A 24,393-nucleotide genomic window follows, 5' to 3' on the forward strand; every position below is an offset into this window, starting at 1 on the left:
CGAGACCAAGAACCACGAGGACTACGACGGCGGCGCTACTCATTGCACAGTGACATCTAACGTGCAGGTGAGCGGACGCYGAAGGCGGTCCGCTCCAGTGACAGGTTGGACCTCAGTCCCCGAGGGAGACGGCACATGGTTCAGATCCTTCGAAGGGCACGGTAATCATTGCATCGGCCCAGCCGGTTAGAGAGAACTCGACCGAAAACTTCCCCGACTCGTACACCGTAAATCCGTCGCAAACTAGTTCCCCGTGCCCGGCGATGAACTCCTGCGCGCCATCGTGCGATCTGACGAAGGATTCAGCTGCTTGAACAAGGTGGTTGGGCTCCCGCAGAAGCCGGCGGGCAACCTCAACAACCTCCGAGCTTGGCTGCTCCTTGCCTCCCTCCATGCTGACGCAAAGACAGTCTTGTGTCTTCACGGGAAACCACATGGTTCGCACTCGCGTGAACTGGCCAATTTCCGAATCCTCGAACCTGCGCTGGCGCAAGAAGTCAAACATCTGAGGTTCAACGTGTTCTGTGGAGACAGGCGGCGCTGCCTAGGCAGGCGCGCTGCGCTCTAGATCGGCGCATTGCAGCGCAGGCAAGTGCTTGAATCAACACAAAAAGTCTCCCGTTCCACTGCATTCCATACAGCATTAAATTTCCGGCAAAAGCGGCTCGCACTTACAAGTTCTCTGCCGTGCGTTGACGCCTGATGATGCCAGCGGCGCTGGCTCTCGCCCCGCCGCCGCCAACCGCTGCAGACCCAGGTTTTCCCTGGTAGTTCCAGCCCTACAAAAACTCGCCGCCCCCCACGATTCCGCGACGACGCGCTGGTTCCTAGAGTCGCTCCCATCCTGAGGAGCACTCGATGACCCACGATCCCTACGACGCCGACCGGCCTTTGCTGATGCATTGCGCCTGCGGCCAGCACGCCAGCGCTGCTGACCATGCTGCTGCCGAACTGCGCGCACGCAGCAAAACGGCCGACTTCGAGGCCGAGTCCGCCAGCTTCGTCGAAGCCACGATCGTGAAGGCGCTGTTCCCGCAGGACGCGCTGCGCCGCCGCTTCCTGAGGGCTGTCGGCCGCAACACCGCAATGGCCGCCATCGGCAGCGTGCTGCCGATCGCCTCGTTGCAGGCCATGGCGCAGGGCGGTCAAGGGGCGCTGGAGAAGAAGGACCTGAAGATCGGCTTCATCCCCATCACCTGTGCCACGCCGCTGATCATGGCGCACCCGCTCGGCTTCTATGCCAAGCAGGGGCTCAACGTGGAGGTCGTGAAGACGGCGGGCTGGGCGTTGATCCGCGACAAGATGATCAACAAGGAGTACGACGCCACGCACTTCCTGTCGCCGATGCCGCTGGCGATCAGCCTGGGCCTGGGCGCGCCGGCCACGGCGATGAACGTGGCGACCATCCAGAACACCAACGGCCAGGCCATCACGCTCAGCGTCAAGCACAAGGACAAGCGGGACCCGGCGAGCTGGAAGGGCTTCAAGTTCGCCGTGCCCTTCGAGTATTCGATGCACAACTTCCTGCTGCGCTACTACGTGGCGGAAGCTGGGCTGGACCCGGACCGCGACATCCAGATCCGCGTGGTGCCGCCGCCCGAGATGGTGGCCAACCTGCGCGCCGGCAACATCGACGGCTTCCTGGGCCCGGACCCGTTCAACCAGCGCGCCGTGTACGAGGAGGTGGGCTTCATCCACCTGCTCACCAAGGAGCTATGGAACGGCCACCCCTGCTGCGCCTTCGGCACCAGCACTGAGTTCATCCAGAAGAACCCCAACACCTTCATCGCGCTGTACCGCGCGGTGCTGACCGCCGCGGCCATGGCCCGCGAAGCCAAGAACCGCGAGCTGATCGCCAAGGTCATCGCGCCGCAGGCGTATCTCAATCAGCCGGAGACCGTCATCGCCCAGGTGCTGACGGGCAAGTTCGCCGACGGGCTGGGCAATGTGAAGGTCGTGCCGGACCGTGCCGATTTCGACCCGATGCCTTGGCAGAGCATGGCCGTGTGGATGCTGACGCAGATGAAGCGCTGGGGCTACCTCAAGGGCGATGTGAACTACAAGCAGATCGCCGAGAAGGTCTTCCTGCTGACCGACGCGCGCAAGCAGATGAAGGCGCTCGACCAGGCCGTGCCCGAGGACAAGACGGGCGGCTATCCGAAGTTCAAGGTGATGGGCAAGGAGTTCGATCCCGCCAAGCCAGACGCCTACGTGAACAGCTTCGCGATCAAACGCACATGAAGCCGTCTCTCGCCTTCCGCGCCGGCCTGCTGTCACTGCTGCTGCTGATCTGCCTGCTCGGCCTGTGGCACCTGGCCACGCTGGGCAGCGGCGCCAGCGCCGCACCTGCAGCGGCGATGACGCCCGAGCAGATCGAATACGCCAAGCTGATGGGCAAGCCGGTGGACGCGACGCCGGTGGCGGCGAAGAGCGGCTTCCCGACGCTCGCGCAGATGGGCCGCACAGTGCTGCACCACTTGGCCGAACCCTTCTACGACCGCGGCCCCAACGACAAGGGCATAGGCCTGCAACTCGCCTACTCGCTGGGCCGCGTGGGCCTGGGCTATCTGCTGGCGGCGCTGGTCGCCATCCCGCTCGGCTTCGTCATCGGCATGAGCCCGCTCATCCACCGCGCGCTGGACCCGTTCATCCAGGTTTTGAAGCCCATCTCGCCGCTGGCCTGGATGCCGCTGGCCCTCTACACGATCAAGGACTCGGCCGCGAGCGGCATCTTCGTGATCTTCATCTGCAGCCTGTGGCCGATGCTGATCAACACGGCTTTCGGCGTGGCCGGCGTGCGGCGTGAGTGGCTGAACGTGGCGCGCACGTTGGAAGTCACACCGCTGCGCCGCGCCTTCGAGGTGATCCTGCCGGCGGCGGCGCCCACCATCCTGACGGGCATGCGCATCAGCATGGGCATTGCCTGGCTGGTCATCGTCGCGGCCGAGATGCTGGTGGGTGGCACGGGCATTGGCTACTTCGTCTGGAACGAGTGGAACAACCTCAGCCTGCCCAACGTCATCTTCGCCATCCTCGTCATCGGCCTCGTCGGCATGGCGCTGGACCTGCTCTTCGCCCGCGCGCAGAAGGCGGTGACCTATGTCGATTGAACTCGTCCAAGTCCAGGGCCTGGCCAAGCGCTATGGCGATGCGACCGTCTTCGATAACGTCAACTTCACGCTGACGGAGGGCGAGTTCGTCTGCATCATCGGCCATAGCGGCTGCGGCAAGACGACCATCCTCAACGTGCTGGCCGGGCTGGAGCAGGCCAGCAATGGCCATGTCTTCATGGCCCAGCGAGAGGTGAATGCGCCAGGGCTGGAGCGCGGCGTCGTGTTCCAGGGCCATGCGTTGATGCCGTGGCTGACGGTGCGCCAGAACATCGCCTTTGCGGTGCGCAGCAAATGGCCGAGCTGGAAGCGCGCCGAGGTCGATGCGCAGGTCGAGAAATACGTCGCCCTCGTTAGTCTCACGCCCGCGCTGGACAAGAAGCCCAGCCAGCTCTCCGGCGGTATGAAGCAGCGCGTGGGCATCGCCCGCGCCTTCGCCATCGAGCCGCGCATGCTGCTGCTGGACGAGCCCTTCGGCGCGCTCGACGCGCTAACGCGCGGCACCATCCAGGACGAGTTGCTGAAGATCTGCGCCGCCACGCGCCAGACCGTCTTCATGATCACGCACGACGTGGACGAAGCCATCCTGCTGGCCGACCGCATCCTGCTGATGGCCAACGGCCCGCAGGCGCGCGTGGCGGAGATCGTCGTCAACACGATGAGCCGTGACCGCCAACGCGCCTCGCTGCACCACGACCCGCAGTTCTATCGCATCCGCAATCACCTCGTCGACTTCCTCGTCGAGCGCAGCGCCACGCTGTCGCACGGCCGGGCGCCCGAGCACCCGCCTGAGGTGCGGCCGGGTCTTGCGCAGATCGCTGAAGTCATTCCCCTAGACCCCTTACTCACCACCCTCAGGAGCCAAGCATGAGCCGCCTCGAAGTCACCGAAAAAATCATCGCCACCAAGGTTGCCAAAGGCATCAAGTGGGCCGACGTGGCCACTGAGCTCGGCCTCAGCAAGGAGTGGGTCACCGCCGGCTGCCTGGGCCAGATGACCTTCAACGAAGAGCAGGCGGCCAAGCTGGCCAAGGTCTTCGACCTGACCGAGTGTGAGACGCAGTGGCTCAAGGTCGTGCCCTACAAGGGGAGCCTGCCGACCAGCGTGCCCACCGACCCGCTGATCTACCGCTTCTACGAGCTGATCAGCGTCTACGGCACGACCTTCAAGGAGCTGATCCACGAGGAGTTCGGCGACGGCATCATGAGCGCCATCGACTTCAAGATGGACTTGCAGCGCGAGCCGAACGCGGCCGGCGACCGCGTCAACATCGTCATGAGCGGCAAGTTCCTTGGCTACAAAACCTACTGACATGAAGCCGCCGCTTCCACCCTTCACGCCAGAGTCGGCGGTGCAGAAAGTGCGCCTGGCCGAAGACGCCTGGAACAGCCGTGACCCCGACCGCGTCGTCGGCGTCTACACGGACGACACGGTCTGGCGCAACCGCGCCGAGTTCCCGGTCGGCCGCGAGCAGGTGCATGGCTTTCTCGTACGCAAGTGGGCGCGCGAGCTGGACTACCGGCTCATCAAGGAGCTGTGGGCTCATGACGGCCATCGCATCGCTGTGCGCTTTGCCTACGAGTGGCACGACGACTCCGGCCACTGGTACCGCAGCTATGGCAACGAGAACTGGGAGTTCACCGCCGAGGGCCTGATGCGGCGGCGCTTTGCCAGCATCAACGATCTACCCATCGCCGAATCGGCGCGGCTGTTCTTCTGGCCGCTGGGCCGGAGGCCGGATGAGCATCCGAGCCTGAGTGACCTGGGGCTCTAGGCGCGGACSGCCAGCATCACCGCGTAGGCCTTGAACACWGCCGTCGCCGCTTGCCCCACCGCCAGCGCCAGGCCGTCGACCGCGTCATTGGTGACGCTCGCCGTGACMACCGTGCCGCCCGGCAGCGTCACGCCGATCAGCGACGACACCGCGCCGCGCTCCACGCGCGACACCGTGCCGGCCAGCTGGTTGCGGGCCGACAGCCTGTAGCCGCCGAAATCCGTCACCAACACGATCTCGCTGGACTTCACGAGGGCCAGCGCCTCCTGGCCCGTCTGCACCTGCAGTTCCTGCGCGGCCTCGGTCGTCAGCGAGGCGGTGATTTCCTGGCCGCCGTCCAGCGCGACGCGCACCGTCGTCGTCGACGGGCCGGGGTTCACGCCCGAAATGCGGCCGAAGAACTGGTTGCGGGCGGTGGTCTTCATGCTCATCCTTTTCAGCAGCGCATTGAGCGCCGGTTGGGTGGCCAGCCAGGCGGCCTGTTCGTGCAGGAAGGCGGTGTGACGGGCTTGCAGCTCGCGCCAGGCGGCGAGCAGGGCCTCGCCTTCGGCAGTCAGTCGCGTGCCGCCGCCACCGGCGCCACCCGTGGCCTTGTCGACCAGCGGTGAGTGCGTCAGCGCCGTGGCCGCATCCAGTACCAGCCAGGCGCCCTTGTAGCTGTAGCCGGCGGCGCGGGCGGCCTTCTGCAGCGAGCCGGTCAGCGCCAATGCGGCCAGCAGGTCGAAGAAGCGGCCGTCCAGCCGGCCGGCCAGGCGCAACTCGCCCTGCAGCAGCGGGTGGTCTGGGGTGCTCATAGCAGTCGGGCGCGCAGCTCGGGGTCGTCGGCCCGCAGCCGCTGGCTGACCTGGCCGCCATCGACCAGCACGATCTCGTCGGCCAGCGTCAGCACGTCGTCGGCATCGTGGCTGACCATGACGGCCGGGATGCCCCATTGCGCCAGCACGCGCTGCAGCTCAGCGCGCAGTTCGCGGCGCAGCGAGCTGTGCAGGGCGGCGAAGGGTTCGTCCAGCAACAGCACCTTGGGGTTGCAGGCCAGCGCCCGCGCCAGCGCCACGCGTTGCTGTTGGCCGCCGGAGAGCGTGGCCGGTTTGCTGCGCGCCATTGCCGTGAGGCCGAAGGATTCGATCAGCTCGTCCACCCGCGCCGCGTCCTCGGGCTTCAGCCGCTTGCGCCAGTTCGTCAGACCGAAGGCGATGTTGTCGCGCACGCTGAGGTGGGGGAACAGGGCGTAGTGCTGGAAGAGGTAGCCCACGCCGCGCGCCTCGGGGGGCAGGTTGACGCCGGCGGCGGTGTCCAGTAGCGCGTGGCCGTTCAAGCGCACGTGGCCGGCACGCACTGGCAGCAGCCCGGCCATGGCTTGTAGCGTCAGCGACTTGCCGGCGCCCGACGGGCCGTAGAGCGCGACGAAGGGCGCCTCCGTGGCAAAGGCGACGTCCAGGTCGAAGCGGCGCCGGGCGTCGCTGACTGAGAGTTGCAGGCGAACGTCGATCAAGGTTTGCCGAAACCGTACTTGGCCAGGATGCCCTGGGCTTCGGCCCCGCCGAGGAAAGCGACGAAGTCTCGCGCCAACGCGGCCTGCCGGCTGCCCGCCACGACGGCGGCCGGGTAGGTGATGGGCGTGTGGCCGCCTACCGCCGCGACCACGCGCAGCTTGTCCTTGGCGATCTCGGCGTCGGTGCGGTAGACGAAACCGGCCTCCACCTCGCCGCGAGCGACGTAGTCCAGCACCTGGCGCACGTTGTCGGCGAAGACAAGCTTGGGGCTCACCGCCGACCAGAGCTGTGCGGCCCCCAGGGCCTGCTGCGTGTATCGGCCCACGGGGACGGAGGCCACCTTGCCCACGGCAATGCGTTTCACGGCGGGCAAGGTCAGGTCACCCAGGCGCTTGACGGGGCTGTCCGGCGGCGCCACCAGTACCAGCGTGTTGCTCGCGAAGTCGCGGCGAGTGCCGGTGGCGATGAGCTGTTGGTCGGCACTGCGGTTCATCGTCTCCTGGTCGGCGCTGACGAAGACGTCCACCGGTGCGCCCTGGGCGATCTGCTGCAGCAGCACGCCGGAGGCGGCGAAGTTGAAGCGCAGCGTCGCGCCGGGCTTGACCGCTTCGAAGCGCGGGGCGATCTCCTTGAAGGCGTCGGTCAGGCTGGCGGCGGCCGAGACGGTGAGTTGCTGAGCCGAGGCCAGCAAGGGAATGGCGGTCAACAGGAGCAGCAGGCGCTTCATGACGGCGAGCGTTGCAGAAAGCGGTTGGACAGCACGAGGATGGCGACCGAGAAGGCCGACACGACGAGGGCGAGCATCAGCGCCAGGTCGTCGCGCCCGGCCTGCACGGCGTCGTAGATGGCCATGGAGGCGGTCTGGGTCTGGCCCGGAATGGAGCCTGCCACCATCAGCGAGGCGCCGAACTCGCCCATCGCGCGGGCGAAGGCCAGCAGCGTGCCGGCGAGGATGCCGGGCCAGGCCAGCGGCAGCGTCACGCGCAGGAAGGTGCYCCAGCCCGACTGGCGCAGCGTGCGCGCGGCGGCTTCAAGGTTGCGGTCGACCTGGGCGAAGGCGCTGCTGGCACCCTTGAGCACCAGCGGCAGGGCCACCAGCGTCGAGGCGATGACGGCGCCGTGCCAGTTGAAGATGATGGTGTAGTCGAAGTGTTCGCGCAGCCAGCCACCGAGCACGCTGCGCCGACCCATCAGCACGAGGATGCCGTAGCCCAGCACGGTCGGCGGCAGCACCAGCGGCAGCATGCAGATGGCCTCCAGCAGACCCCGGCCCGGGAGCCTGGTGCGCGCGAACACCCAGCCCAGGGCGACGCCCAGTACCAGGGCCAGCGCCGTTGCGACGACGGCCACGCGCAGCGTCAGCGCCAGCGGCGCGGCGTCGAACTGGCTCCAGAGGTCGGTTGGCATGGTGGCGTAATGTAATCAACTACATCACGAATTGCCGGCCGAAGCGTGGACAGGCCACGGCGCACTATGCTGTCAAGCAACGCCATGGAACTGCTGATCGATCTCTTTGCCCGCTACGGCCTGCTTGCCGTGGCCRTCGCCGTGCTGCTGCACCAGCTCGGCGCGCCGCTGCCGTCCACGCCCTTGTTGCTGCTGCTGGGCGCGGAGTCAGCGGCACGCGAGGGCTTCGCGTTGCGCGCCTTCACCGCGATCACGCTGGCCGCGATGGTGGCCAATGTGCTTTGGTTCTGGGCTGGCCGGCGCCTGGGGCGGCGTGTGCTGGCGGCGCTGTGCCGCATTTCCATCTCGCCGGACAGCTGCGTGCGCCAGAACGAGATCAGCTTCGCCCGCCGGGGCGTGCTGACCCTGCTCATCGCCAAGTTCGTGCCGGGGCTGTCCATGCTCGCGCCGCCGCTGGCGGGTGCCCTGGGCATGACAGCGGGGCGCTTCCTGACCTGGAACCTGCTCGGCTCGGCGCTCTGGGCGGCCGCGGGCCTGGCGGCCGGCCGTGTCTTCCACTCGCAGATCGATGCCGTGCTGCGGGAGCTGAGCCAGTTGGGCGGCGCCGCCCTGGCCCTCGGCGCAGCGATCGTCGCCGCCTATCTCGGCTGGCGGCTGTGGCGGCGCGCCGCCGTCCGGCGCGAGTTGAGCCGTCTTGAGCGCCTCGGCCCCGACGAGGTGTTGGCGTTGATGCAGCAGGGCAGCAATGTCGTTTTCGTCGACGTGCGTGGCGTGCCGCTGGCCGGCCGCATTCCCGGCGCGCGCCATCTCGACCTCGGCGCCCTGGGCGATGCGGCCCTGGCAGGCTGGCCGTTGGAGGCGGAGTTCATCACTTACTGCGCCTGTCCCAACGATGTGTCCGCCGCGCGCGCCGCGCAGTGGCTGAAGGCCAGGGGGCACCAGGCCCGTGTGCTGCGAGGCGGCATCGACGCCTGGGCGCAGGCCGGCCATGCCCTCGAAACGGCATGAATTCATGTTCGGCCGGCATTGAGTGGTGGGTGTTGGATATAGTATTTACCCTACAATCGGGTTTACCCTAGATCGACGAGAGGGCCACGAGCCCAAACCAACATGAGCCTGATCCAAAACTTGCTGCAATCTCTGCGCACCGCGCTGACCGTTGACACCGTCTCCGACGTCGAAGAGCGCTATCTGTCCAGCGCCATTGACCACGCCGACCTCGAGCGCCGTATTGCAACCCAATCGCGCGCCTCCATGTCGATGGCACCGATGAACATCGGTCGCTGAGCCAAGCCGGCTTCGCAAAAACGGCCCCGTCAGGGGCCGTTGTCGTTTCCGGGCTGCGCTTACTGGATCAGGCCGTTCTTCAGCGCGTAGTAGGTCAGGTCGCTGTTGGTCTCAAGCTTGATCTTCTCCAGCACCCGGGTGCGGTAGGTGCTGACGGTCTTGACGCTGAGGAACATGGCCTTGGCCATGTCGCCCACCGTCTCTCCCTTGGCCAGGCGCAGGAAGACCTGCAGCTCACGCTCCGACAGCGACTCGTGCAGCGGCCGGTCGGAGCCGCCCCCGGCGACGCCGTCGGCCAGCAACTCGGCCACGGCCGGGCTGATGTAGCGCCGGCCGCGCGCGACGGTGCGGATGGCATTGGCGATCTCCTCCGGATCGCACTCCTTGTTCAGATAGCCGCTGGCGCCCTGGCGCAGCAGCGCCGTGGCGTAGTGCGTCTCGGGGAAGCCGCTGAGGATGAGGATGGGCAACTCGGGGAAGCGGGTCTTGATGGCCGACAAGGCATCCACGCCGCTCTGCCCGGGCATGGAGATGTCCATCAACAAGACATCGACCTCGCCGGTGCGCGCCAGCTCGAGCGCGTCGCGGCCGTTGCCGGCCTCGCCTGTCACGCGCAGGTCGACGTTTTCGCCGAGGAACTGACGCAGGCCGGACCGCACGATGGCGTGGTCGTCAACGATGCCAATGCGAATCATGTTGCGCTCCGAATCAGTTGTGATAACGAGTAAAGCGTAGCGAGGGCAAACGGCGTGCGCGATCAGCGCTGTCCTACAAGGGGTATAGGCCGGCCGCTTGTCCTACGGGCCCACACGAATGTGGCCGGTAGCCAGAGCCATCGGTTTTTTGCAAAGTCGGCTCAGGTCACGCAGACCATGGAGCGAGTGATGAAAACCCTGGCCGATACCTTGGCCCGTCTCCTCCCGCCGCTTTGGCTGGTGCTGGCCCTCAGCGCCGCACTTGGCGCCGCCTTGCTGACGGCCTTTGTCGACCTCCTTCAACAGAACGTTCGCCGTGGCGAGGAAATGCGCCACTGGCAACGCGTCGGCGTTGTCCGACACCCGATAGGCGCCGTGGCTGCCGCCGCGCCGCAGGCGCAGCCGCCACAGTTGCCCACATCGTTTTCCCAACACCTTCAGCGATGAAGAAAGGACGCATGATGAACCGCATCCCCACCCCCCGCACGCCGCTGATTGCCGCCCTGGCCCTGGTCGCCGCCCTGGCCGCCTGCAGCAAGCAGAACGACGAACGCACTGCCGGCCAGAAGCTCGACGGCGCGATTGCCGACGCCAAGCAGGCCGGTAACGAGGCCAAGACCGATGCCCGCCAAGCCGTGGACAAGGCTGAGACCAAGCTGAAGGACGCGACTGCGGCCGCTGCTGACGCCGCCACCGACGCGACCATCGTCACCAAGATCAACGCCGCGCTGATGGCCGATGACAGGCTCAAGGCCACCAAGATCGACGTGCGAGCCGAGGACGGCCGCGTCACGCTGGTCGGTACGGCCCCCGACGCCGGCTCGCAGGCTCGCGCGACGACGCTGGCCTCCGCCGTGAACGGTGTTCGCTCAGTGGACAACCAGCTCGTGGTGGCACGCAATGGTTGACAAGCAAAGGCCTCTGCAACTGGATGAGGCCGGCCTGGAGGCGGCGCGCGGTCATCTCGATGATGGCGCGGTCACGCCGGCCTACGGGCCGTGGCGTGAAGACATCGTCAGCCTCCTCAACGGTGCTTTGGCCACCGAGCTGATCTGCGTGCTGCGCTACCGCCGGCACCACTTCATGGCCACGGGGCTGGAATCGCCCAGCATTGCTGCGGAATTTCTCGTCCATGCCGATGCGGAGCTGGGCCATGCCGACCGGCTGGCCGAGCGCATCGTGCAGCTGGGCGGCGAACCCGACTTCAACCCTGTGGGCCTGCCTGAGCGCAGCCACGCGGACTACGACGGCGTCAACGATCTCAAGGCCATGATCAAGTCCAACCTCATCGCCGAGCGGGTTGCTGTCGAGAGCTACCGGCAGATGATCCATCTGGTCGGGGACAAGGATTCCACGACCCGGCGCCTGCTGGAGGACATCCTGGCTGACGAGGAAGAGCATGCCGACGAGTTGAAGGATTGGATGGCCCGTGCCTGAACCGGAGCTTGCCATGCCTGCGTTGCGCGCGTTCATCGTCGAGAACAGCCCCGTGATCCGTGAGAATCTAGCGGGCACTCTCGAGGAAATGGCCAACGTCGAAGTCATCGGCAGCGCCGGCGATGAGGAGTCGGCCGTGCATTGGATGAGCCGTGAGGCCGCCCAGAAGGCCGATGTGGTCATCGTCGATATCTTCCTGAATTCCGGCAACGGTCTGGGCGTGCTGCGTGCGGCCCAGCGTTTGGGCATGGCGGCGCGCCGCATCGTGCTGACCAATTACGCGACCGAGGACATGCGCCGCCGGTGCGCCACACTGGGCGCAGAGCGCGTGTTCGATAAATGCCGCCAGCTCGATGAACTGATCAACTATTGCGCCGATCTGGCTGCCGGGCGATCTCCGCAGATGGCGTAGTCAACCTAACCGACGGTCGATGACAGGTGGGCGCTGAGGCGCCCGCTTTGCTGTTCACCAGGTCGCTGAATAGCTGAGCATGACGCGGCGGGCCTGTGGGCGCAACGTCAGCCGGCTTTGTGAACTCAGCTGGTACGAGAACGCACCGCGCAAGCCAGTCAAGCCTTCTCCCTTTGGGCGTTCGAAAGCCATGCGTGATGCCCAGCCGCTGTCACGCTGCCAGACCGGAGTTTCCACACCGCCACTCAACCTGGTGTTGAAGTTGTAGCTGACGCCAGCCCACAGGGCCTCGCGCACGGCGGCTTGCGGCCCGAGCTGCGCGGGTGAGCGAAGTTGCTGTTCGAGCCCCAGCTGATAGCGCCAGCGCGAGCGTTCGCGCTGGCGACTAAGCCATTGCGGGTCGCGCCAATTCAGCTCGGGGTCCGATGCGTATTGCGGCGTCGCTTGGCTGGCCAGACCGATGCCAGCGCCCATGCCGCTACTGGCTGGCACGCCCTGGGCATGAACACCCTGGACGAGAGACAGGCCGAGCAGCGGGAAGAGCAGGCGGAGATTCATGGCGCAGCACTTCAAGGTTTGATGAGTCGGATGATGGGTGGTGAGCTTCGTCGGCGGTGTCGGCCTGCGGCAGTAGCAGCTATCGGACAACGGGAAGCCCGCATGCACGCGCCGATGCAGTGGCGCGCGGTCCTACAGCCTGCGACTGCACTCGCTGACGGGTGGGGCCATGGCCGCCAGCCAGACTTGCAGCGTGAGGCCCACCGGGCCCGTCAGGAGATCGCCATGAAACCCGTCACAAGCCCCCACGCCGACGACTGGCGCGCCCGTCTGCCGCCTTATGGTGAGTCCACCGATCCTGCCGTCGCACCGCCCGTACGCCGCTTGCGTGACGACGAGAGACCTCGCAGGCGCTCTAGCGCTGGCGCCTGGCTCCTCGCACTGGGCCTGGGCGCCGCTATCACGGCGATCACCGTTGCCACCCTGCAAGACTCCCGCACCCCGGGCACCCAGCTCGATGACGCGATTGCGAGCGTGCGCAACTTCGGCCATCGCATCGGTCAAACGGTCACGGATTCTCAGAACGCGGCCGTCGAGGCCTCGCGCAGCGCCGTGGACGGCGTTGGCACGGCCATCGATGACACGGGCATCAGTCTCAAGGTCAAGACGGCGCTTGCTGCCGACCCGGCCCTCAGCGCGCCGCGGATTGAGGTGACGACGACAGGCGGCATCGTGCGTCTGGAAGGCCCGGCCCCCGATGCGGCCGCCAAGGAGCGCGCCACGGTGCTGGCCGGAGCCCCACAGGGCGTGCGTGGCGTGGATAACCGCCTGACTCTGCCGCAGGCGGGGCGAGTGGTCGCGGTGGCGGACGGCATGCCCGCCGCGGCCAGTGCGGCGCATTGAACGTTTCTCCAGGTGCGAGAACGCCGGCTCGAGAGCCGGCGTTTTTTCGTCATGCCACCGCTGCGGTATCGCAGCGGTGGCGCCTCATCACTGGAAGTAGCGGGCCTTGGCGCTGGCCTGGCAGCTGTCCTTGGCGTCGCCCGATAGCGAATCGCAGCGTTCGTTGGCGACCTTGTAGTCGGCCTTCAGCTTGGTCTCAAGCGCATCTGACTGCGCGGACGCGACCGCCTTGTTGGCCTTCAGGTCGGCCTTGGCCTTGTCATGCTCGGCCTTGGCTTCGGCGACGCAGACGTCCTTGGCATTGCCGGACTTGTCATCGCACATTTCCTTGGCCAGCTTGTAGCGTGCCTCGTAGCGGGACTCCAGGTAATCGTTGTGATCCTTGACCGTGCCTGTGTACTGGTATTCGAGGTTGGCCAGGGCGACCTTTTCATGAGCCTTGGCGCGCTCGACGCACACGTCCTTGGCATTGCCCGCAAGGGAACCGCATTTGTCGCGCTCGGCCTTGAACATGGCCTTGACCTCATCCTTGGCTTGCGAATAGACCGGCTTGGTCAGATTGGCCGAAGCCGCGCCGGCGAGGCCGACCAGTGCGAGGGCACACAAAAGGCGGGAGGTGCGGATTTGCTTCGTCATGGGGATCTCCTTTGGCTTGATGGGTGGCAGCGTCATGCCCTCGACAGGGCAGGTGCCACGCCGCTGAGCTTAGGAATCCACCCGTGCCGGCCGTGTCGGCGTCACGGCCCTGCAAAGGTCGGACGAGGCCGCGTGGGCGAAGCCCGGGTGAGGCCTTGAGTAATGCTCATGCTTCTGGGTGGCGCTCATCCGCCTCGCCTGCTCGTTCGTGATGGGCCTGCTGGTGTGCAGGATGACGCTGCGCCGCCGCATTCCCTTCGCCTTCGCCGCGCTGTCATTCGATGCGTCAGTCACACTGCCCGCCGCCGCCGCCGAAAGCCGAAGCTGAGACCGTCCGATGCCAGAGCGGGGACGGCGGCCTCTGAATCTCACCCAATTGGAGATTGACCGATGAAATGCTTTATCTGGCTCACATGCCTCGCCGCCATGGCTTGCGGGGTGGTCACCGACGCCCTGGCCGCGCCGCCCAAGAAGCTCCTCATCGTCACGACGACGATGGGCTTTCGCCACAGCTCCATCGAGACGGCGGAACGCGTGCTGGCGTCGCTCGGACAGTCGTCCGGCTCGTTTGACGTGGAGCTGGCGGCCGTCACGCCCGTCGAAGGCACCGCTGCGGCGGTCTACGCCGAGCAGGTCAGAACCATGCTGGAGCGCAAGCTGAATCCTGCGGCGCTGAAGCGCTACGACGGCATCGTCTTCGCCAGCACCACGGGCGAGCTGCCACTGCCCGACAAGGAGGCCTTCATCCAGTGGATCAGGGACGGCGGCGCCTTCATCGGCATTCACAGCGCCACCGACACCCTGCACGCCTACCGCCCCTACATCGACATGCTGGGCGGCGAGTTCGACTATCACCGCGAGCAGGTGAGCATCGAAGCCCTCAACCGCGACGCCTCGCACCCGGCGAACCGCCATCTGCCCGCCACCTGGACCCTTGATGGCAAGCTTGAGGAGATCTACGTCTTCAAGAACCATGACCCCGCTGGCGTGCACGATCTGCTCGTGCTGGATCGGCATCCGAACACCCACGCGCCCGGGCACTTTCCGATTTCCTGGTGCCGGAACTTCGGCAAGGGCCGGGTGTTCTACACAGCGCTGGGCCACAACGAGCATGTGTGGCTCATGCCAGCCTTCCAAAGTCACGTGCTGGGCGGCATCGCGTGGGCATTGGGGCTCAAGTAGTCGTATAAATCGGTGGTCTGGCGATGCAGACCAGTTCTCTCATACCAACAGGAGGCGGCCATGAAAGCTGCGACAGACTGGAAGATTGGGACCCGTCTGACAGCGGGATTTGCAATGGTCATCGCGTTGCTGGCCGCGCTGGCCATCATCGGCGTGACGAAGATCAACGCGGTGAATGGCAGCACCGAAATCATCCTGCACGACCGTTTCGTCAAGGTGTCGCTGGCTCACCTCATCGAGAACGAGGTGAACGCGCAGCTGCGAGCCATCAGGACGGCATTGATCGCCTCCGACAAAGGGGTTGTCGACAAGGAGCTGGCCAAGATCGAGGCCTCCGTGCCCGTGGTGAACGACGCCATCCAGAAGCTGACGGCTACCGTGCACAGCGAGCGGGGCCGAGCGGCCTTGCAGGCGCTGGTCGACGGCCGGGCGAAATTCAAGGAACACCAGGCGCCTCTGATTGAAATGATCAAGGCCGGAAAGGTCGAGGACGGGCGCACAGAACTCATCACCGGCATCCTGCCGGTGCAAGGCGTCTATCTGCATGCGGTCGAGGAGTTCGCCAAGTCCCAGACCGAGAGCATGGAGCAGTTTGGCGCCGAGGCCAAGGAAACCGCCGCTGCAGCGAAGTTCCTCATGATCCTGCTGTCGGCTGTCGCCGTGGGCCTTGCAACCCTGATCGCCGTCTTGCTGAGCCGTTCAATCACGAGGCCGATCGCCGAGGCGCTGCACGTCGCCGAGACCGTTGCGTCCGGTGACTTGACCTCGGAGATCAAGTCGCATGGCCGGGACGAAACGGGCCAACTGCTGCTGGCGCTGCATTCGATGAATCAGAGCCTGGTGCGCATCGTGGATCAGGTGCGCCTGAGCAGCGAATCGATCGCGACGGGTTCGCAGGAAATCGCCACCGGCAGCGCGGACCTGTCCCAGCGCACTGAAGAGCAGGCCTCCAATCTGGAGGAGACCGCTTCGTCGATGGAGGAGCTCACGGCCACCGTTCAGCGCAGCGCTGCGTCCGCGCGTGAGGCCGCTGCATTGGCTGGTGCCGCCAGCAAGGTGGCGACGCGAGGCGGCGCGGTCGTCTCGGAGGTGGTCACGACCATGGGGAACATCAGTGCCAGCTCGCGCAAGATTGCCGACATCACCGGCGTGATCGACGGCATCGCCTTTCAGACCAATATCCTGGCCCTGAATGCCGCCGTCGAGGCTGCGCGAGCGGGCGAGCATGGCCGCGGATTCGCGGTTGTTGCGGGCGAGGTGCGCACGTTGGCACAGCGCGCCGCGACCGCGGCCAAGGAAATCAAGGTATTGATCGGCGAGAGCGTGGAGCGGGTGGATGCCGGCGTGCGGCTCGTCGAAGGTGCAGGCGTGACGATGGAAGAGATCGTGCGCAACGTGCAGCAGGTCGCGACGCTGATTGCAGAGATCGGCGCCGCCGCGGACCAGCAGAGCGTTGGCATCGGAGAGGTCAGCAACGCCGTGAACCAGCTGGATCAGGTGACCCAGCAGAACGCGGCGCTGGTGGAGGAATCGGCGGCTGCCGCGGATAGCCTGAGTCAGCAGGCGCGGCGCCTGACCGAGGTGGTTGGCGTGTTCAAGCTTGGAACTGGGCACTGAGCGCGTAACGACTGAGGATCGGCAAGCGGGCCCCGTCCGCGACCGCTCAGGTGCGTGACCGGTACCTGCAGCGCGATGTTCGCAGCCCTACCTCTTCCGGTTGCCGCCGCTGAGGTCACTTGCCGGTTGCCCGGCCTTGCCTTGTTGCTCCTGCGTGGCTTTGATGAAGGGTTGCGCCATCTCCAGGGCGTAGCTGAGTTCCACCTTTTGCATCACGCTTTCCTTGTCGACCGTCCACTCCTTGAAGGGCGCGTCGGGCACGGAGTCGCGGCGCATCTCGGCGAGGATGTCGCCACGGGTTACGCCTGCGTTGAGGCGACCCTGCCACTGCCTGGCCCATTGAGCCGTGGGCTCGTCGCGCATGTTCTGTACTAGCGAAACGAGAGTCTGGTGTGCCTCGTCTGCATTGCCGGCATAGGCGTAGGCCAGCGCTGCGGAACGCGCGAGCGCGTCGACTTCGCGCGCGGTCTGCCAGGCCGAGATGACACCCTGCAGCGCAGCACTGTCTGGGGCATCCGTGGCGGCCACTTCGGTCTTGAAGACGGCCAAGGCAGCTTCAGGCGATTGCGGATTCAAGCCGCGGGCGCGCTGCAGATGGCCCTGGGCGGCCTGGAGATAGGCGCGCCTGGCATCACCCTCGTTGCGCTCGGCCAGGCGCAGATTAGCCATGCCCAACAGATACCGGGCCTCGAAGTTGGCGTCATCCCCTTGCAGGACGGCATTCAGCGCCGGCAAGGCTTCCTGCGGGTTCCCCCAGTCGATCTGCGCCCGGCTCAAGGTGAGGCGGGCCAGGTCGTCGTTCGGGAACTGCACCGCCAGGCCGGCGACCTTCTTCAGCAGCGCCTCCCCGGTTGGCCGGTTCGGGCACGCCTTCAAGGCGGCATCCGCCAGCACGAATTCGCCCGCAGCGCGGGGCAGCGCATGGAACCTCAGCCGTGCAGCCGGAAGGGATGGTTGTGCCACCCGCAGGGCCTCCATGCCCCGAAGGCCATACCGCCACATCACCGCGCTGATCTCGGATGCCTTGACGTTGTAGGCCCGTTCAAAGGCCGTCGTCGGGGAAGCGCCGCGGTCGACGAGCCCGAGATACCGGTTCAGGCGCTTGCGCCTGTCTTCCGACGACAGCATGTAGTGCGTCAACAGCCAGGACTTCGCCTCGAACTCCAGGCGCACGCCAGCGTCGCCGGCGTAGTTGTGGGCGTTGGCGAGCCTGTGTTGCAGGACGTCGTCGTATTCGAGGCTGTACCTTCGGCCGTCATCGATGAACTTCAGGTAGCGGGCGATGGCTTTCGGTGTTCGACCCACCACCATCTGCTTTTCCGAGAACCGCACTGCGGAGAAGTACTGCGCGAAGCCATCGATGAACGACGTCGGGGTGCGGATGTCCGTATGGCGATAGAGAAAGTGCCGCGCATACGCCTCGAAGACATAGGACAGCGTGTCGTTCAGCGGGGACTTGTCGAGCTGCTCGTCGCGGAGGCTGGGGACGCGTTCCAGATGCACCCCGAACCCCTGGACGCCGGAGGTGCAGCTGCTGTACAGGCCCACGGCATCGGCCGGCACGCTGGCGTCGATCTCACCCAGGGCCGAGGCGCGGCTGTGGTAGTACAGCGTCAGCTTGGGTTCCGGCTGTTCGGCCTGGCGCAGGGGCTGGGTGTAGATGCGCAGCAGATGGTCGAGCTTCTCCAGGTTGTCCAGCAGCTGGGTGACGTCTTCCTGGCTGGCGTCGGAGTACACGACGAAGCGCTGGCTTTCGGCCCGGAACCACGCGGAGAGGTCGCCCCTCTTGCCGGCCACCACCACGCGCGGTTCCAGATTCGTCGGGCCGGATTGCTGGGCGCCAGCGGAGCAGGCCGACAGCAGACAGAGGGCGGCAGCGAGCGTGTTCGCCCAGGGTCCGTTGCGCATGGGAAATTCCTTTTCGATGTGTGAGAGGCGAGTGAGACGCCGCGGGTCCGATTTTCGTCGTCAGCGCGCGGCGGAATCACTGCCGCTGTTGTCTTTACTCGACTTCGCGTCTGTACGAAGGTCTGGTTAGCGACAGCCAGGTCGGCACGCGACGCTTCGCGGTGCGGCCGCCGTGGCCAGTCGCGGTTGCCTTGGTAAGGCCCGGCTTCCGGCATGGAGAAGAGTGCGCTAGGCAATGGCGAATCAGGGCGTGCACAGAGACGGTCTCGCGGACGCTGTCGCGACCATAGGGACTCTCCAGCGGCCAGGTGAGCTTTCCGGCTCAGCTTGCGACGCGCCAACGAGCAGAGCCGCTACCTGGGGTTTTGCTTCGTGCCTTCCGATGCCAAGCCCGCCAGCCGATTCTTGTCGTCGAGCACCAAGCGCTGCAGGATGCTGACGGCCTCGAAATCAGCCAGGTACAGGTAGCTTCGTTGATGGCCTGTCTCGTTGCGTTCAAGAAGAACGAACGATTGCAGTTTCCCCATCCGCTTGAACTCTTCCTGAGTGGCTTTTGCGTTGGGGCCGAGTTGGGCCCACAACGCCTCCGAAAACTGATCGGCCTTCAGCGTTCCACCGGCAGCGTCCGCGAAGATGGTTCTGAATCGTTGGTCGATGAGCGGGTCCGGGTCGGGAATGGGTGTGTACCCGTCAGCGAGATGCCGCTTCATGCCCGGCCGCAGCGGCAGGAGGGGCTGGCTCTGCTGCGCGGGCAGTTGAGCCATGTCATGGTAATGGCCGCCTTTCGCCAATTCCTTTTCCAGACTCAACGTGATGGAAGACTGCGGATTGACAGAGGAGGCAATGACGATGTCGCCGGACTGCAGGTCGTAAACGCTGGAATACTTGGTCGCGAATTCGCCTTGCTGCTTGCTGGCATCCAGGATCGGCAAGCCGTTTTCCAACGTGGGCTTTAGATCCTTTTTCAGCAACTCCGCGAGTGCCTGCTGCCCATAGCCGAAGCCCCTTGACTGGACCGACCTGTCGAGATGGATCTGCCCGTTTCGGGCGCCGATGATGACCGAGGCGCCGGTCTTGTCGGCAATCATGATCCGGGCAGTTGAAAAGCTGGGCTCCCGGTATTTCCGATAAAACGCGATGGCTTCCTCGACCGTTGCGCAACTCTCCAGCATCCGTTCGCTGGGGTTGCCTCGAACCCTGAGCAATTGTTGGTCGGGTACGTACGGCTCTGCGAATCCGGCCACCCAGTCAAAGGCCAAGCCGGCGGTATTGACGCCTCCCTGTGCCCAGTCGTTGTCGAATCCGACATAGGCCACCCCGTGGTAGCCCTTTTCAGCTGGCAGGAACCAGATGCGGGTGACTGGATTGGAATAGTCTTCATTGTTGAAGAACAACGTTTTTCTTGCATCGGTGAGCACAAAAATCGTGCAGGCGTCGTTGGGTGAAGCGAAGGCGACGCCCAATAGCAGCGCAAGGAGAAACTTCAACGAGATGTTTTTCATGTTCGGCGATGGTTCGAAGGTCGCGGATCTGTTGATCGACGCGGGAACGTGAGCAAGGCTGTCAGGGCGTGCACATGAACGGCCGGGCCGGAGCCGCCGTGACTGCGGCCGCAATCTCCACTTGTGCGGCCAGTTTCGGCAGGGTTTGCTTGAGTGCGGCGCGGGCCTCTGCGGTGTCACGGCGTAGCGTGATGGTGTCCTTGTCGAGCACGAAGTTGCCGATGTACACGGCCCGCCCCGCTGGCAGATGGAATGCCCGGTTACCTTCTGGGAACTGGGCGCCGCCGACTTCGTTGCTACGGTTGAAGGCGCTGTAGATGTAGTGACCTGCGGGCACCTCGAAGGCGAAGAAGCGTGTCGGCCCAGCGACGCCGGGCGCGCCGGCCTCGATCCGGTTGTACGAAAAGCAATTGCCCGTGATCTTTTGCTGGGTCACGTCGTACTGGTCCAGGACCACCCCGAACCGTTCGAAGCGCCACGGGCGATCAACCGTGACGCCGACCACGGCGATGGCGCGCTCACCGTGCGGATCCAGCGCCGCGCCGTCGTAGGGCTTGGCTGCGTTGATCACGCATCCCGTCAACCAGCCGGTCGCGGCGAGGGCGAGCCAGCGCGCCGCGTGGCGTTGTCGACGCGTCATGGGGCCTTCGGCTCGATATGCAGGATGACGCGCTGGTAGCGGGTGAGGGCGGGTGTGCCTTTGTCGGTGACCTGCACGATGACGTGGGCGGTGGCCGGCGCGTCCACCTCGGGTGTGCGCAGGCCGATGCGGGCTTGAACCTCGGTGCCCAGCGGCAGCGGGGCTTTCAGCGTGCCGGCCTCGGGGTAGGCCAGCCACAGGAAGCTCAGGCTGTCGCCGTCGGGGTCGCTGCTGGGACTGGCGTCGAGGGCGACCCAGTCGCCGCCGCGTACATGCAGCTCGGTGGCATGGGCCAGGCGCACGACCGGCGCGTGGTTGGCCTCGGCAGGCGCACGCGTCGTCCACAGCATGCGGGCGGCGAAGTCGTTCTGGATGGCCTCGCGCCAGCGCCACAGCGTCACGAGCGCATCGTTGAACTCACGCTCCCCGGCCTTGACGGGGCGGCCGTAAGCTGCAGGAACAACGGGCCGGAAGCGATCCACGGCATTGGTCCAGATCGGGCGCGTCTCGGTCTCGACGGGCACGCCGCCGGTGAAGCCGTCCGGGTCGGTGTCCTCGCGGCGCGGCGTGTACTGCTCGTAGCGCCCGCCCCAGCCGCCCCAGTTCGGGTGCTCGGGCGCGTTCAAGCCGTTGGGAATGAGGCCGAGGAAGGAGGGCGTGTCGCCTTCCATGCCGTAGGCGATGTCGGGGTAGGCGGCGCCCAGCGGGCCGTGGCCCTGCTGGATGTTGCGGACGATCCAGGCGTTGCTGACGTGCTGGTTGTCGATGCCCTCGATCTCGCGGTGGATCGCGGCCCAGGTGGGGCGCGCATAGCTGCCGGGGCTGACGATGTAGAAGAGGCCCGGGAACTCGCGGCGCAGCCAGGCGCCGGTGTCGTCCTGGTCGGAGATGGTGTAGACGCGCAGGCGGCTGACGGCCGCGTCGACGGCTGCTTTCGGGTGCGTGCGGCGCAGGCTGTGCAGGGCCTGCGCCAGCGTGTTGGCCCCACCCCAGACGCTGACCCACAGCGGGCGAGGGTCGGGGCGTTCGAGCTCGCGCAGCAGCAGCTCGGAGCCGGGGCTGTCGCGCCCGTCACCGATGGCCTGCAGGCCGTAGCCGGGCTGCCCCGTCACGACGCGAGCCAGCAGCTGCGCGGCATCGGGGTAGGCGCGGTCGTGCTGGCGCAGCCTTGGCAGCACCTGGGCGTAGTGCTGGATCAACCGTTTGATCGACTCGGGATGCACGCCCTGCTTCATGTGCACCGAGGTCGTGGCCACGAGGCCGCGCAGCTCGATGTCGTTGGCGTAGAGCAGCAGCCGCACCAGGGACTGGGTGTCGTCCGGCTCGTTCTCGATGTCGGTGAGGACGACGAGGCGCGGCTTGACGGCCGGCGCTTCAGGCGCGGTGGAAGCGGTGGAAGCGCCGCCTGACAGCATGAGCGCGCCGAGCAGCGCGGTGAATGCGAGCCTGAGCATGTAGATCGGGATCCTGCTCAGCGGAACAGCCGCTGCGAGAAGTGGAAGAGGTTCTCGGCCCAGCTCTCGCGGTCATGGCCGGACTCGTCCACGTTCCACAGGTGCGGGATGCCGCGCTCCTTCAGCGCGCGGTGCACGGTCTGTGAGACGTTGATCAGGCCGTCCTTGTTGCCGCAGGACAGGTAGAGCAGCGCGAGCTGGCGCCGCGCGGCGGCAGGGTCGGGCAGCAGTTCGGTGGCCGGCTTGGTATTGGGTGCGGAGGAGAACCCGCCCACTGACGCAAAGGTGTCGAGGTGGGCCAGGCCGAAGTTCAGCGACTGGCCGCCGCCCATCGACAGGCCGGCCAGCGCACGGTGCTGGCGGTCTGCCAGCGTCGGGTACTTGGCGTCGACCGCCGGGATCAGGAACTCGATCAGGTCGCGCTCGAACTTGGCAAACCCGGCCGCGTTCTCCGCCGTGAACACGCGGTCCGCGGGCGGCGAGCTGTCGTCGGGCAGCGCGCGGCCATTGGGCATGACGACGATCATCGGCAGCGCCTTGCCGTCGGCAATCAGGTTGTCCAGGACGGTGTTGGCCCGCACATAGCCTTGCCATTCGTGCTGGTTGCCGCCGATGCCGTGCAGCAGGTAGAGCACCGGGTAGCGCTGCTGCGCCGAGTAGCCGGGCGGCAGGTAGACGACGGCCAAGCGCCGCGTGCCGGTGACGCCGGAGGCGTAGCTCAGCTCCTCGATGCGCCCCGGCGCCACGCCGGCGCGCGGGTCGGCGAAGCCGGCGGACGGCGCGGGGAAGGCACGCACGTCGTCGGCGGCGAGGGTGATCGGGCGGCCAAAGTTGGCGCGCGCCCGATCAGGCGTGACGGTCTCGACGCCTTGCGCCGGAGCGGCGGTGGCGAGTGCCAACAGGGCGATGGTGGCCAGGGTCTTGGTGTATTGCATTTGGAGTGCTTGTTTCCGAAGTGATCAACCCTTGCGGCCGCGCCGCCAAGTGTCGACCACCTGTTTTGCCAGCGCGTCGGCCTCGCGTTGCTGCGCGGCGGTGAGGGGTGCCGACGGGTTCATCTGTGATACCGCATCGATTACCTTTTCCATCCCCTTTGCCATGCCCGGAATTTGCTCTTCCGTGATCTGCAGATAGGCATTCTTATAGCCGCTACGTTGTGTCGGCGTAATGCCCAGGTCGCGCGCCATATCGCCCGATGCCATGGCAAACGACATCAATGTGTTGCGATCACCCGCCAGCGCAGCTTTGCGCACATCGGCCTGCAGCCTGGCGAGCAGCGCCGGGTCCGCCTTGCCCTTGGCGTCGGGCGACTCCAGCGATTGCAGATAGGCCATCGCCGCTCCTGCAGCACCGCCCTCATAGGCTTTTTGCAGGAGCTCACCGCTGCGCGCCAGCGTGGCGGCGTCAAAGACCTGGCAGCGACGCTGCTCGCGCTGGGCGTTGGTGATCGTCTCGTTGCTCACGCCCTCCTCGCCGCCCATGTCCTTGAGCGCCTTCTTGACATTGGCTGGCATCAGGTCCGGTTGATCGCGGAGGGCGAAGAGGGCTTCCGGGACCTTGGACATCATTGAGCAATGCTGAAGCGTCTGGGCCGCTTTCAGCGCATCCTCCGCAGTCCCGCCGTTCAGGCCCAGCTGCACCTTGCGCAGCGACTCGGTCGGCGATTCGCCTTCGGGCGGTGCTGCGACATTGGCGCGACCGGGCAGCACGGGCCTGCTCGCGGCAGGCGTCGGTACTGCCTGGACCGCGACGGCTGCGGCGCTGGCTGCTTCGGCTGGTGTTGCGAGCGCTGCGGGCATTACGGGCGCCGAAGCCTGCACGGCAACCGGTGCTTCGCCGGCCGGCTTGTGACCGTACAGCCAGGCAGCGGCGCCGCCGGCAAGCAGCAGCACCGCGGCGCCCACCGCATTGCGCGTTCGGTGGCTGGCCTGATCCTTCTGTGTCTTCTTCATCTTGTGTTCTCCCTGGGACCGTCGAATGTCGCCGTGCCTACTGCGGGGCCGAGGCGGCTGCGGCTGCGGCCGGCGGGCGCCCGAGCAGCCGGCGGGGGATGTACTGGTAGTCCTTGCCGTCTGGCTTCTTCCAACCCAGGATCAGCGCGAGACCGTAGCCAGGCCCCTGAAAGTAACGCACACGGAAATTACGCAGGCCCTTGGCCAGCTTCACGGTTTCCATCAGCGGATAAGCCGCATGGATGCCGTCGTTGTTGATCACCTCCACGTCATCCACGGTCAGGATGGCCCCATCGTCGGACAGCAGCATGAGATCCATGGTGAGGTCCTGCGGCATGTTGACGGTGAAGCGGATGTCCAGCCCGAACCATTCGTTCATGTCCAGGCCAGGGAAGCCCTCGCGGTGGTCGCGCGGCGTGATGTCGAGCTGGGCCAGGCAAACGGTCTTGATGGGTTTGCGCCGGCGCATTTCGTTCACCGACTTGG

At 66.1% G+C, this 24,393-nt stretch carries 29 protein-coding genes; 15 read left to right on the forward strand and 14 right to left on the reverse strand.

Annotation, left to right across the window (positions count from 1 at the left end):
* The first annotated feature begins 858 nt into the window (after positions 1-858).
* The 5 genes from ACXJKJ_RS24520 to ACXJKJ_RS24540 are packed head-to-tail and all read left to right on the forward strand — an operon-like array spanning position 859 to position 4,884.
* Positions 859-2,241, forward strand: coding sequence for a CmpA/NrtA family ABC transporter substrate-binding protein (locus ACXJKJ_RS24520; protein WP_457393244.1), 1,383 nt, complete (start codon positions 859-861; stop codon positions 2,239-2,241).
* Positions 2,238-3,110 (forward strand): nitrate ABC transporter permease, encoded by an 873-nt coding sequence (gene ntrB, locus ACXJKJ_RS24525; protein ID WP_457393246.1) that lies wholly within the window; start codon positions 2,238-2,240, stop codon positions 3,108-3,110. Before ACXJKJ_RS24520 ends, ntrB begins: the two co-directional genes overlap by 4 nt.
* A complete protein-coding gene (locus tag ACXJKJ_RS24530) occupies positions 3,100-3,981 on the forward strand; it encodes an ABC transporter ATP-binding protein (protein ID WP_457393249.1) in 882 nt (293 codons plus the stop codon). Before ntrB ends, ACXJKJ_RS24530 begins: the two co-directional genes overlap by 11 nt.
* Positions 3,978-4,421 (forward strand): cyanase, encoded by a 444-nt coding sequence (gene cynS, locus ACXJKJ_RS24535; protein WP_457323601.1) that lies wholly within the window; start codon positions 3,978-3,980, stop codon positions 4,419-4,421. Before ACXJKJ_RS24530 ends, cynS begins: the two co-directional genes overlap by 4 nt.
* Position 4,422: 1 nt before the next feature.
* Positions 4,423-4,884, forward strand: coding sequence for a nuclear transport factor 2 family protein (locus ACXJKJ_RS24540; RefSeq protein WP_457393251.1), 462 nt, complete (start codon positions 4,423-4,425; stop codon positions 4,882-4,884).
* Here ACXJKJ_RS24540 and ACXJKJ_RS24545 read toward each other — a convergent pair.
* Genes ACXJKJ_RS24545 through modB form a run of 4 tightly spaced genes read right to left on the reverse strand, consistent with a single transcriptional unit; the run spans position 4,881 to position 7,784 of the window.
* The gene (locus ACXJKJ_RS24545; protein ID WP_457393253.1) at positions 4,881-5,678 is read right to left on the reverse strand and encodes a TOBE domain-containing protein; all 798 of its coding nucleotides are present in this window, start codon (positions 5,676-5,678) and stop codon (positions 4,881-4,883) included. The genes ACXJKJ_RS24540 and ACXJKJ_RS24545 overlap by 4 nt on opposite strands.
* On the reverse strand, positions 5,675-6,376 hold the full coding sequence (locus ACXJKJ_RS24550; protein WP_457323598.1) for an ABC transporter ATP-binding protein: 702 nt from the start codon (positions 6,374-6,376) through the stop codon (positions 5,675-5,677). The genes ACXJKJ_RS24545 and ACXJKJ_RS24550 overlap by 4 nt, the downstream gene beginning before the upstream one ends.
* Entirely contained in the window at positions 6,373-7,104 is a 732-nt protein-coding gene (modA, locus tag ACXJKJ_RS24555; protein WP_457393255.1) for a molybdate ABC transporter substrate-binding protein, read from the reverse strand. The genes ACXJKJ_RS24550 and modA overlap by 4 nt, the downstream gene beginning before the upstream one ends.
* Entirely contained in the window at positions 7,101-7,784 is a 684-nt protein-coding gene (modB, locus tag ACXJKJ_RS24560) for a molybdate ABC transporter permease subunit (RefSeq protein ID WP_457393257.1), read from the reverse strand. Before modB ends, modA begins: the two co-directional genes overlap by 4 nt.
* 84 nt (positions 7,785-7,868) lie before the next feature.
* Between modB and ACXJKJ_RS24565 the strand changes: the two genes are divergently transcribed.
* Together ACXJKJ_RS24565 and ACXJKJ_RS24570 are read left to right on the forward strand one after the other, a co-directional pair.
* On the forward strand, positions 7,869-8,792 hold the full coding sequence (locus tag ACXJKJ_RS24565; RefSeq protein WP_457393259.1) for a VTT domain-containing protein: 924 nt from the start codon (positions 7,869-7,871) through the stop codon (positions 8,790-8,792).
* 102 nt (positions 8,793-8,894) lie between these two features.
* A complete protein-coding gene (locus ACXJKJ_RS24570) occupies positions 8,895-9,071 on the forward strand; it encodes a hypothetical protein (protein WP_157281608.1) in 177 nt (58 codons plus the stop codon).
* A gap of 59 nt (positions 9,072-9,130) precedes the next feature.
* On the opposite strand, the gene ACXJKJ_RS24575 is transcribed toward ACXJKJ_RS24570, so the two are convergent.
* On the reverse strand, positions 9,131-9,766 hold the full coding sequence (locus ACXJKJ_RS24575) for a response regulator (protein ID WP_056197556.1): 636 nt from the start codon (positions 9,764-9,766) through the stop codon (positions 9,131-9,133).
* Between the two features lie 189 nt (positions 9,767-9,955).
* Between ACXJKJ_RS24575 and ACXJKJ_RS24580 the strand changes: the two genes are divergently transcribed.
* Genes ACXJKJ_RS24580 through ACXJKJ_RS24595 form a run of 4 tightly spaced genes read left to right on the forward strand, consistent with a single transcriptional unit; the run spans position 9,956 to position 11,615 of the window.
* The gene (locus ACXJKJ_RS24580) at positions 9,956-10,213 is read left to right on the forward strand and encodes a hypothetical protein (RefSeq protein ID WP_457323593.1); all 258 of its coding nucleotides are present in this window, start codon (positions 9,956-9,958) and stop codon (positions 10,211-10,213) included.
* Positions 10,214-10,227: 14 nt separating this feature from the next.
* Complete coding sequence (locus tag ACXJKJ_RS24585) at positions 10,228-10,674, forward strand: BON domain-containing protein (protein ID WP_457356499.1); 447 nt, start codon at positions 10,228-10,230, stop codon at positions 10,672-10,674.
* Complete coding sequence (locus ACXJKJ_RS24590) at positions 10,667-11,203, forward strand: ferritin-like domain-containing protein (protein ID WP_457356500.1); 537 nt, start codon at positions 10,667-10,669, stop codon at positions 11,201-11,203. Before ACXJKJ_RS24585 ends, ACXJKJ_RS24590 begins: the two co-directional genes overlap by 8 nt.
* Before the next feature lie 13 nt (positions 11,204-11,216).
* The gene (locus tag ACXJKJ_RS24595; RefSeq protein ID WP_457356501.1) at positions 11,217-11,615 is read left to right on the forward strand and encodes a response regulator transcription factor; all 399 of its coding nucleotides are present in this window, start codon (positions 11,217-11,219) and stop codon (positions 11,613-11,615) included.
* A gap of 54 nt (positions 11,616-11,669) precedes the next feature.
* On the opposite strand, the gene ACXJKJ_RS24600 is transcribed toward ACXJKJ_RS24595, so the two are convergent.
* Positions 11,670-12,173, reverse strand: coding sequence for a hypothetical protein (locus ACXJKJ_RS24600; protein WP_457356502.1), 504 nt, complete (start codon positions 12,171-12,173; stop codon positions 11,670-11,672).
* 225 nt (positions 12,174-12,398) lie between these two features.
* Between ACXJKJ_RS24600 and ACXJKJ_RS24605 the strand changes: the two genes are divergently transcribed.
* Entirely contained in the window at positions 12,399-13,016 is a 618-nt protein-coding gene (locus ACXJKJ_RS24605; RefSeq protein ID WP_457356503.1) for a BON domain-containing protein, read from the forward strand.
* 87 nt (positions 13,017-13,103) lie between these two features.
* On the opposite strand, the gene ACXJKJ_RS24610 is transcribed toward ACXJKJ_RS24605, so the two are convergent.
* Positions 13,104-13,652, reverse strand: a complete 549-nt coding sequence (locus ACXJKJ_RS24610; RefSeq protein ID WP_056199530.1) for a hypothetical protein — start codon at positions 13,650-13,652, stop codon at positions 13,104-13,106.
* A 178-nt stretch (positions 13,653-13,830) separates the two neighbouring features.
* Between ACXJKJ_RS24610 and ACXJKJ_RS24615 the strand changes: the two genes are divergently transcribed.
* From ACXJKJ_RS24615 to ACXJKJ_RS24625, 3 genes are all read left to right on the forward strand, one after another.
* The gene (locus ACXJKJ_RS24615; protein ID WP_157281602.1) at positions 13,831-13,980 is read left to right on the forward strand and encodes a hypothetical protein; all 150 of its coding nucleotides are present in this window, start codon (positions 13,831-13,833) and stop codon (positions 13,978-13,980) included.
* Between the two features lie 62 nt (positions 13,981-14,042).
* Positions 14,043-14,834, forward strand: a complete 792-nt coding sequence (locus ACXJKJ_RS24620) for a ThuA domain-containing protein (protein ID WP_056197542.1) — start codon at positions 14,043-14,045, stop codon at positions 14,832-14,834.
* A gap of 60 nt (positions 14,835-14,894) precedes the next feature.
* Positions 14,895-16,451, forward strand: a complete 1,557-nt coding sequence (locus ACXJKJ_RS24625; RefSeq protein ID WP_457393261.1) for a methyl-accepting chemotaxis protein — start codon at positions 14,895-14,897, stop codon at positions 16,449-16,451.
* A gap of 87 nt (positions 16,452-16,538) precedes the next feature.
* On the opposite strand, the gene ACXJKJ_RS24630 is transcribed toward ACXJKJ_RS24625, so the two are convergent.
* From ACXJKJ_RS24630 to ACXJKJ_RS24660, 7 genes are all read right to left on the reverse strand, one after another.
* Entirely contained in the window at positions 16,539-18,359 is a 1,821-nt protein-coding gene (locus tag ACXJKJ_RS24630) for a hypothetical protein (protein ID WP_457393263.1), read from the reverse strand.
* 353 nt (positions 18,360-18,712) lie between these two features.
* On the reverse strand, positions 18,713-19,861 hold the full coding sequence (locus tag ACXJKJ_RS24635; RefSeq protein ID WP_457393265.1) for a hypothetical protein: 1,149 nt from the start codon (positions 19,859-19,861) through the stop codon (positions 18,713-18,715).
* A gap of 61 nt (positions 19,862-19,922) precedes the next feature.
* Positions 19,923-20,501, reverse strand: coding sequence for a hypothetical protein (locus tag ACXJKJ_RS24640; protein WP_457393267.1), 579 nt, complete (start codon positions 20,499-20,501; stop codon positions 19,923-19,925).
* Positions 20,498-21,955 (reverse strand): nucleoside hydrolase-like domain-containing protein, encoded by a 1,458-nt coding sequence (locus tag ACXJKJ_RS24645; RefSeq protein WP_457393269.1) that lies wholly within the window; start codon positions 21,953-21,955, stop codon positions 20,498-20,500. Before ACXJKJ_RS24645 ends, ACXJKJ_RS24640 begins: the two co-directional genes overlap by 4 nt.
* A 17-nt stretch (positions 21,956-21,972) precedes the next feature.
* The gene (locus ACXJKJ_RS24650; protein ID WP_457324291.1) at positions 21,973-22,890 is read right to left on the reverse strand and encodes an alpha/beta hydrolase; all 918 of its coding nucleotides are present in this window, start codon (positions 22,888-22,890) and stop codon (positions 21,973-21,975) included.
* Between the two features lie 24 nt (positions 22,891-22,914).
* Complete coding sequence (locus ACXJKJ_RS24655; RefSeq protein ID WP_457393271.1) at positions 22,915-23,907, reverse strand: hypothetical protein; 993 nt, start codon at positions 23,905-23,907, stop codon at positions 22,915-22,917.
* Positions 23,908-23,944: 37 nt separating this feature from the next.
* A partial coding sequence (locus ACXJKJ_RS24660) for a PA14 domain-containing protein (protein WP_457393273.1) occupies positions 23,945-24,393 on the reverse strand: 449 nt, incomplete at its 5' end.

Source organism: Roseateles sp. P5_E1, from assembly GCF_054049335.1.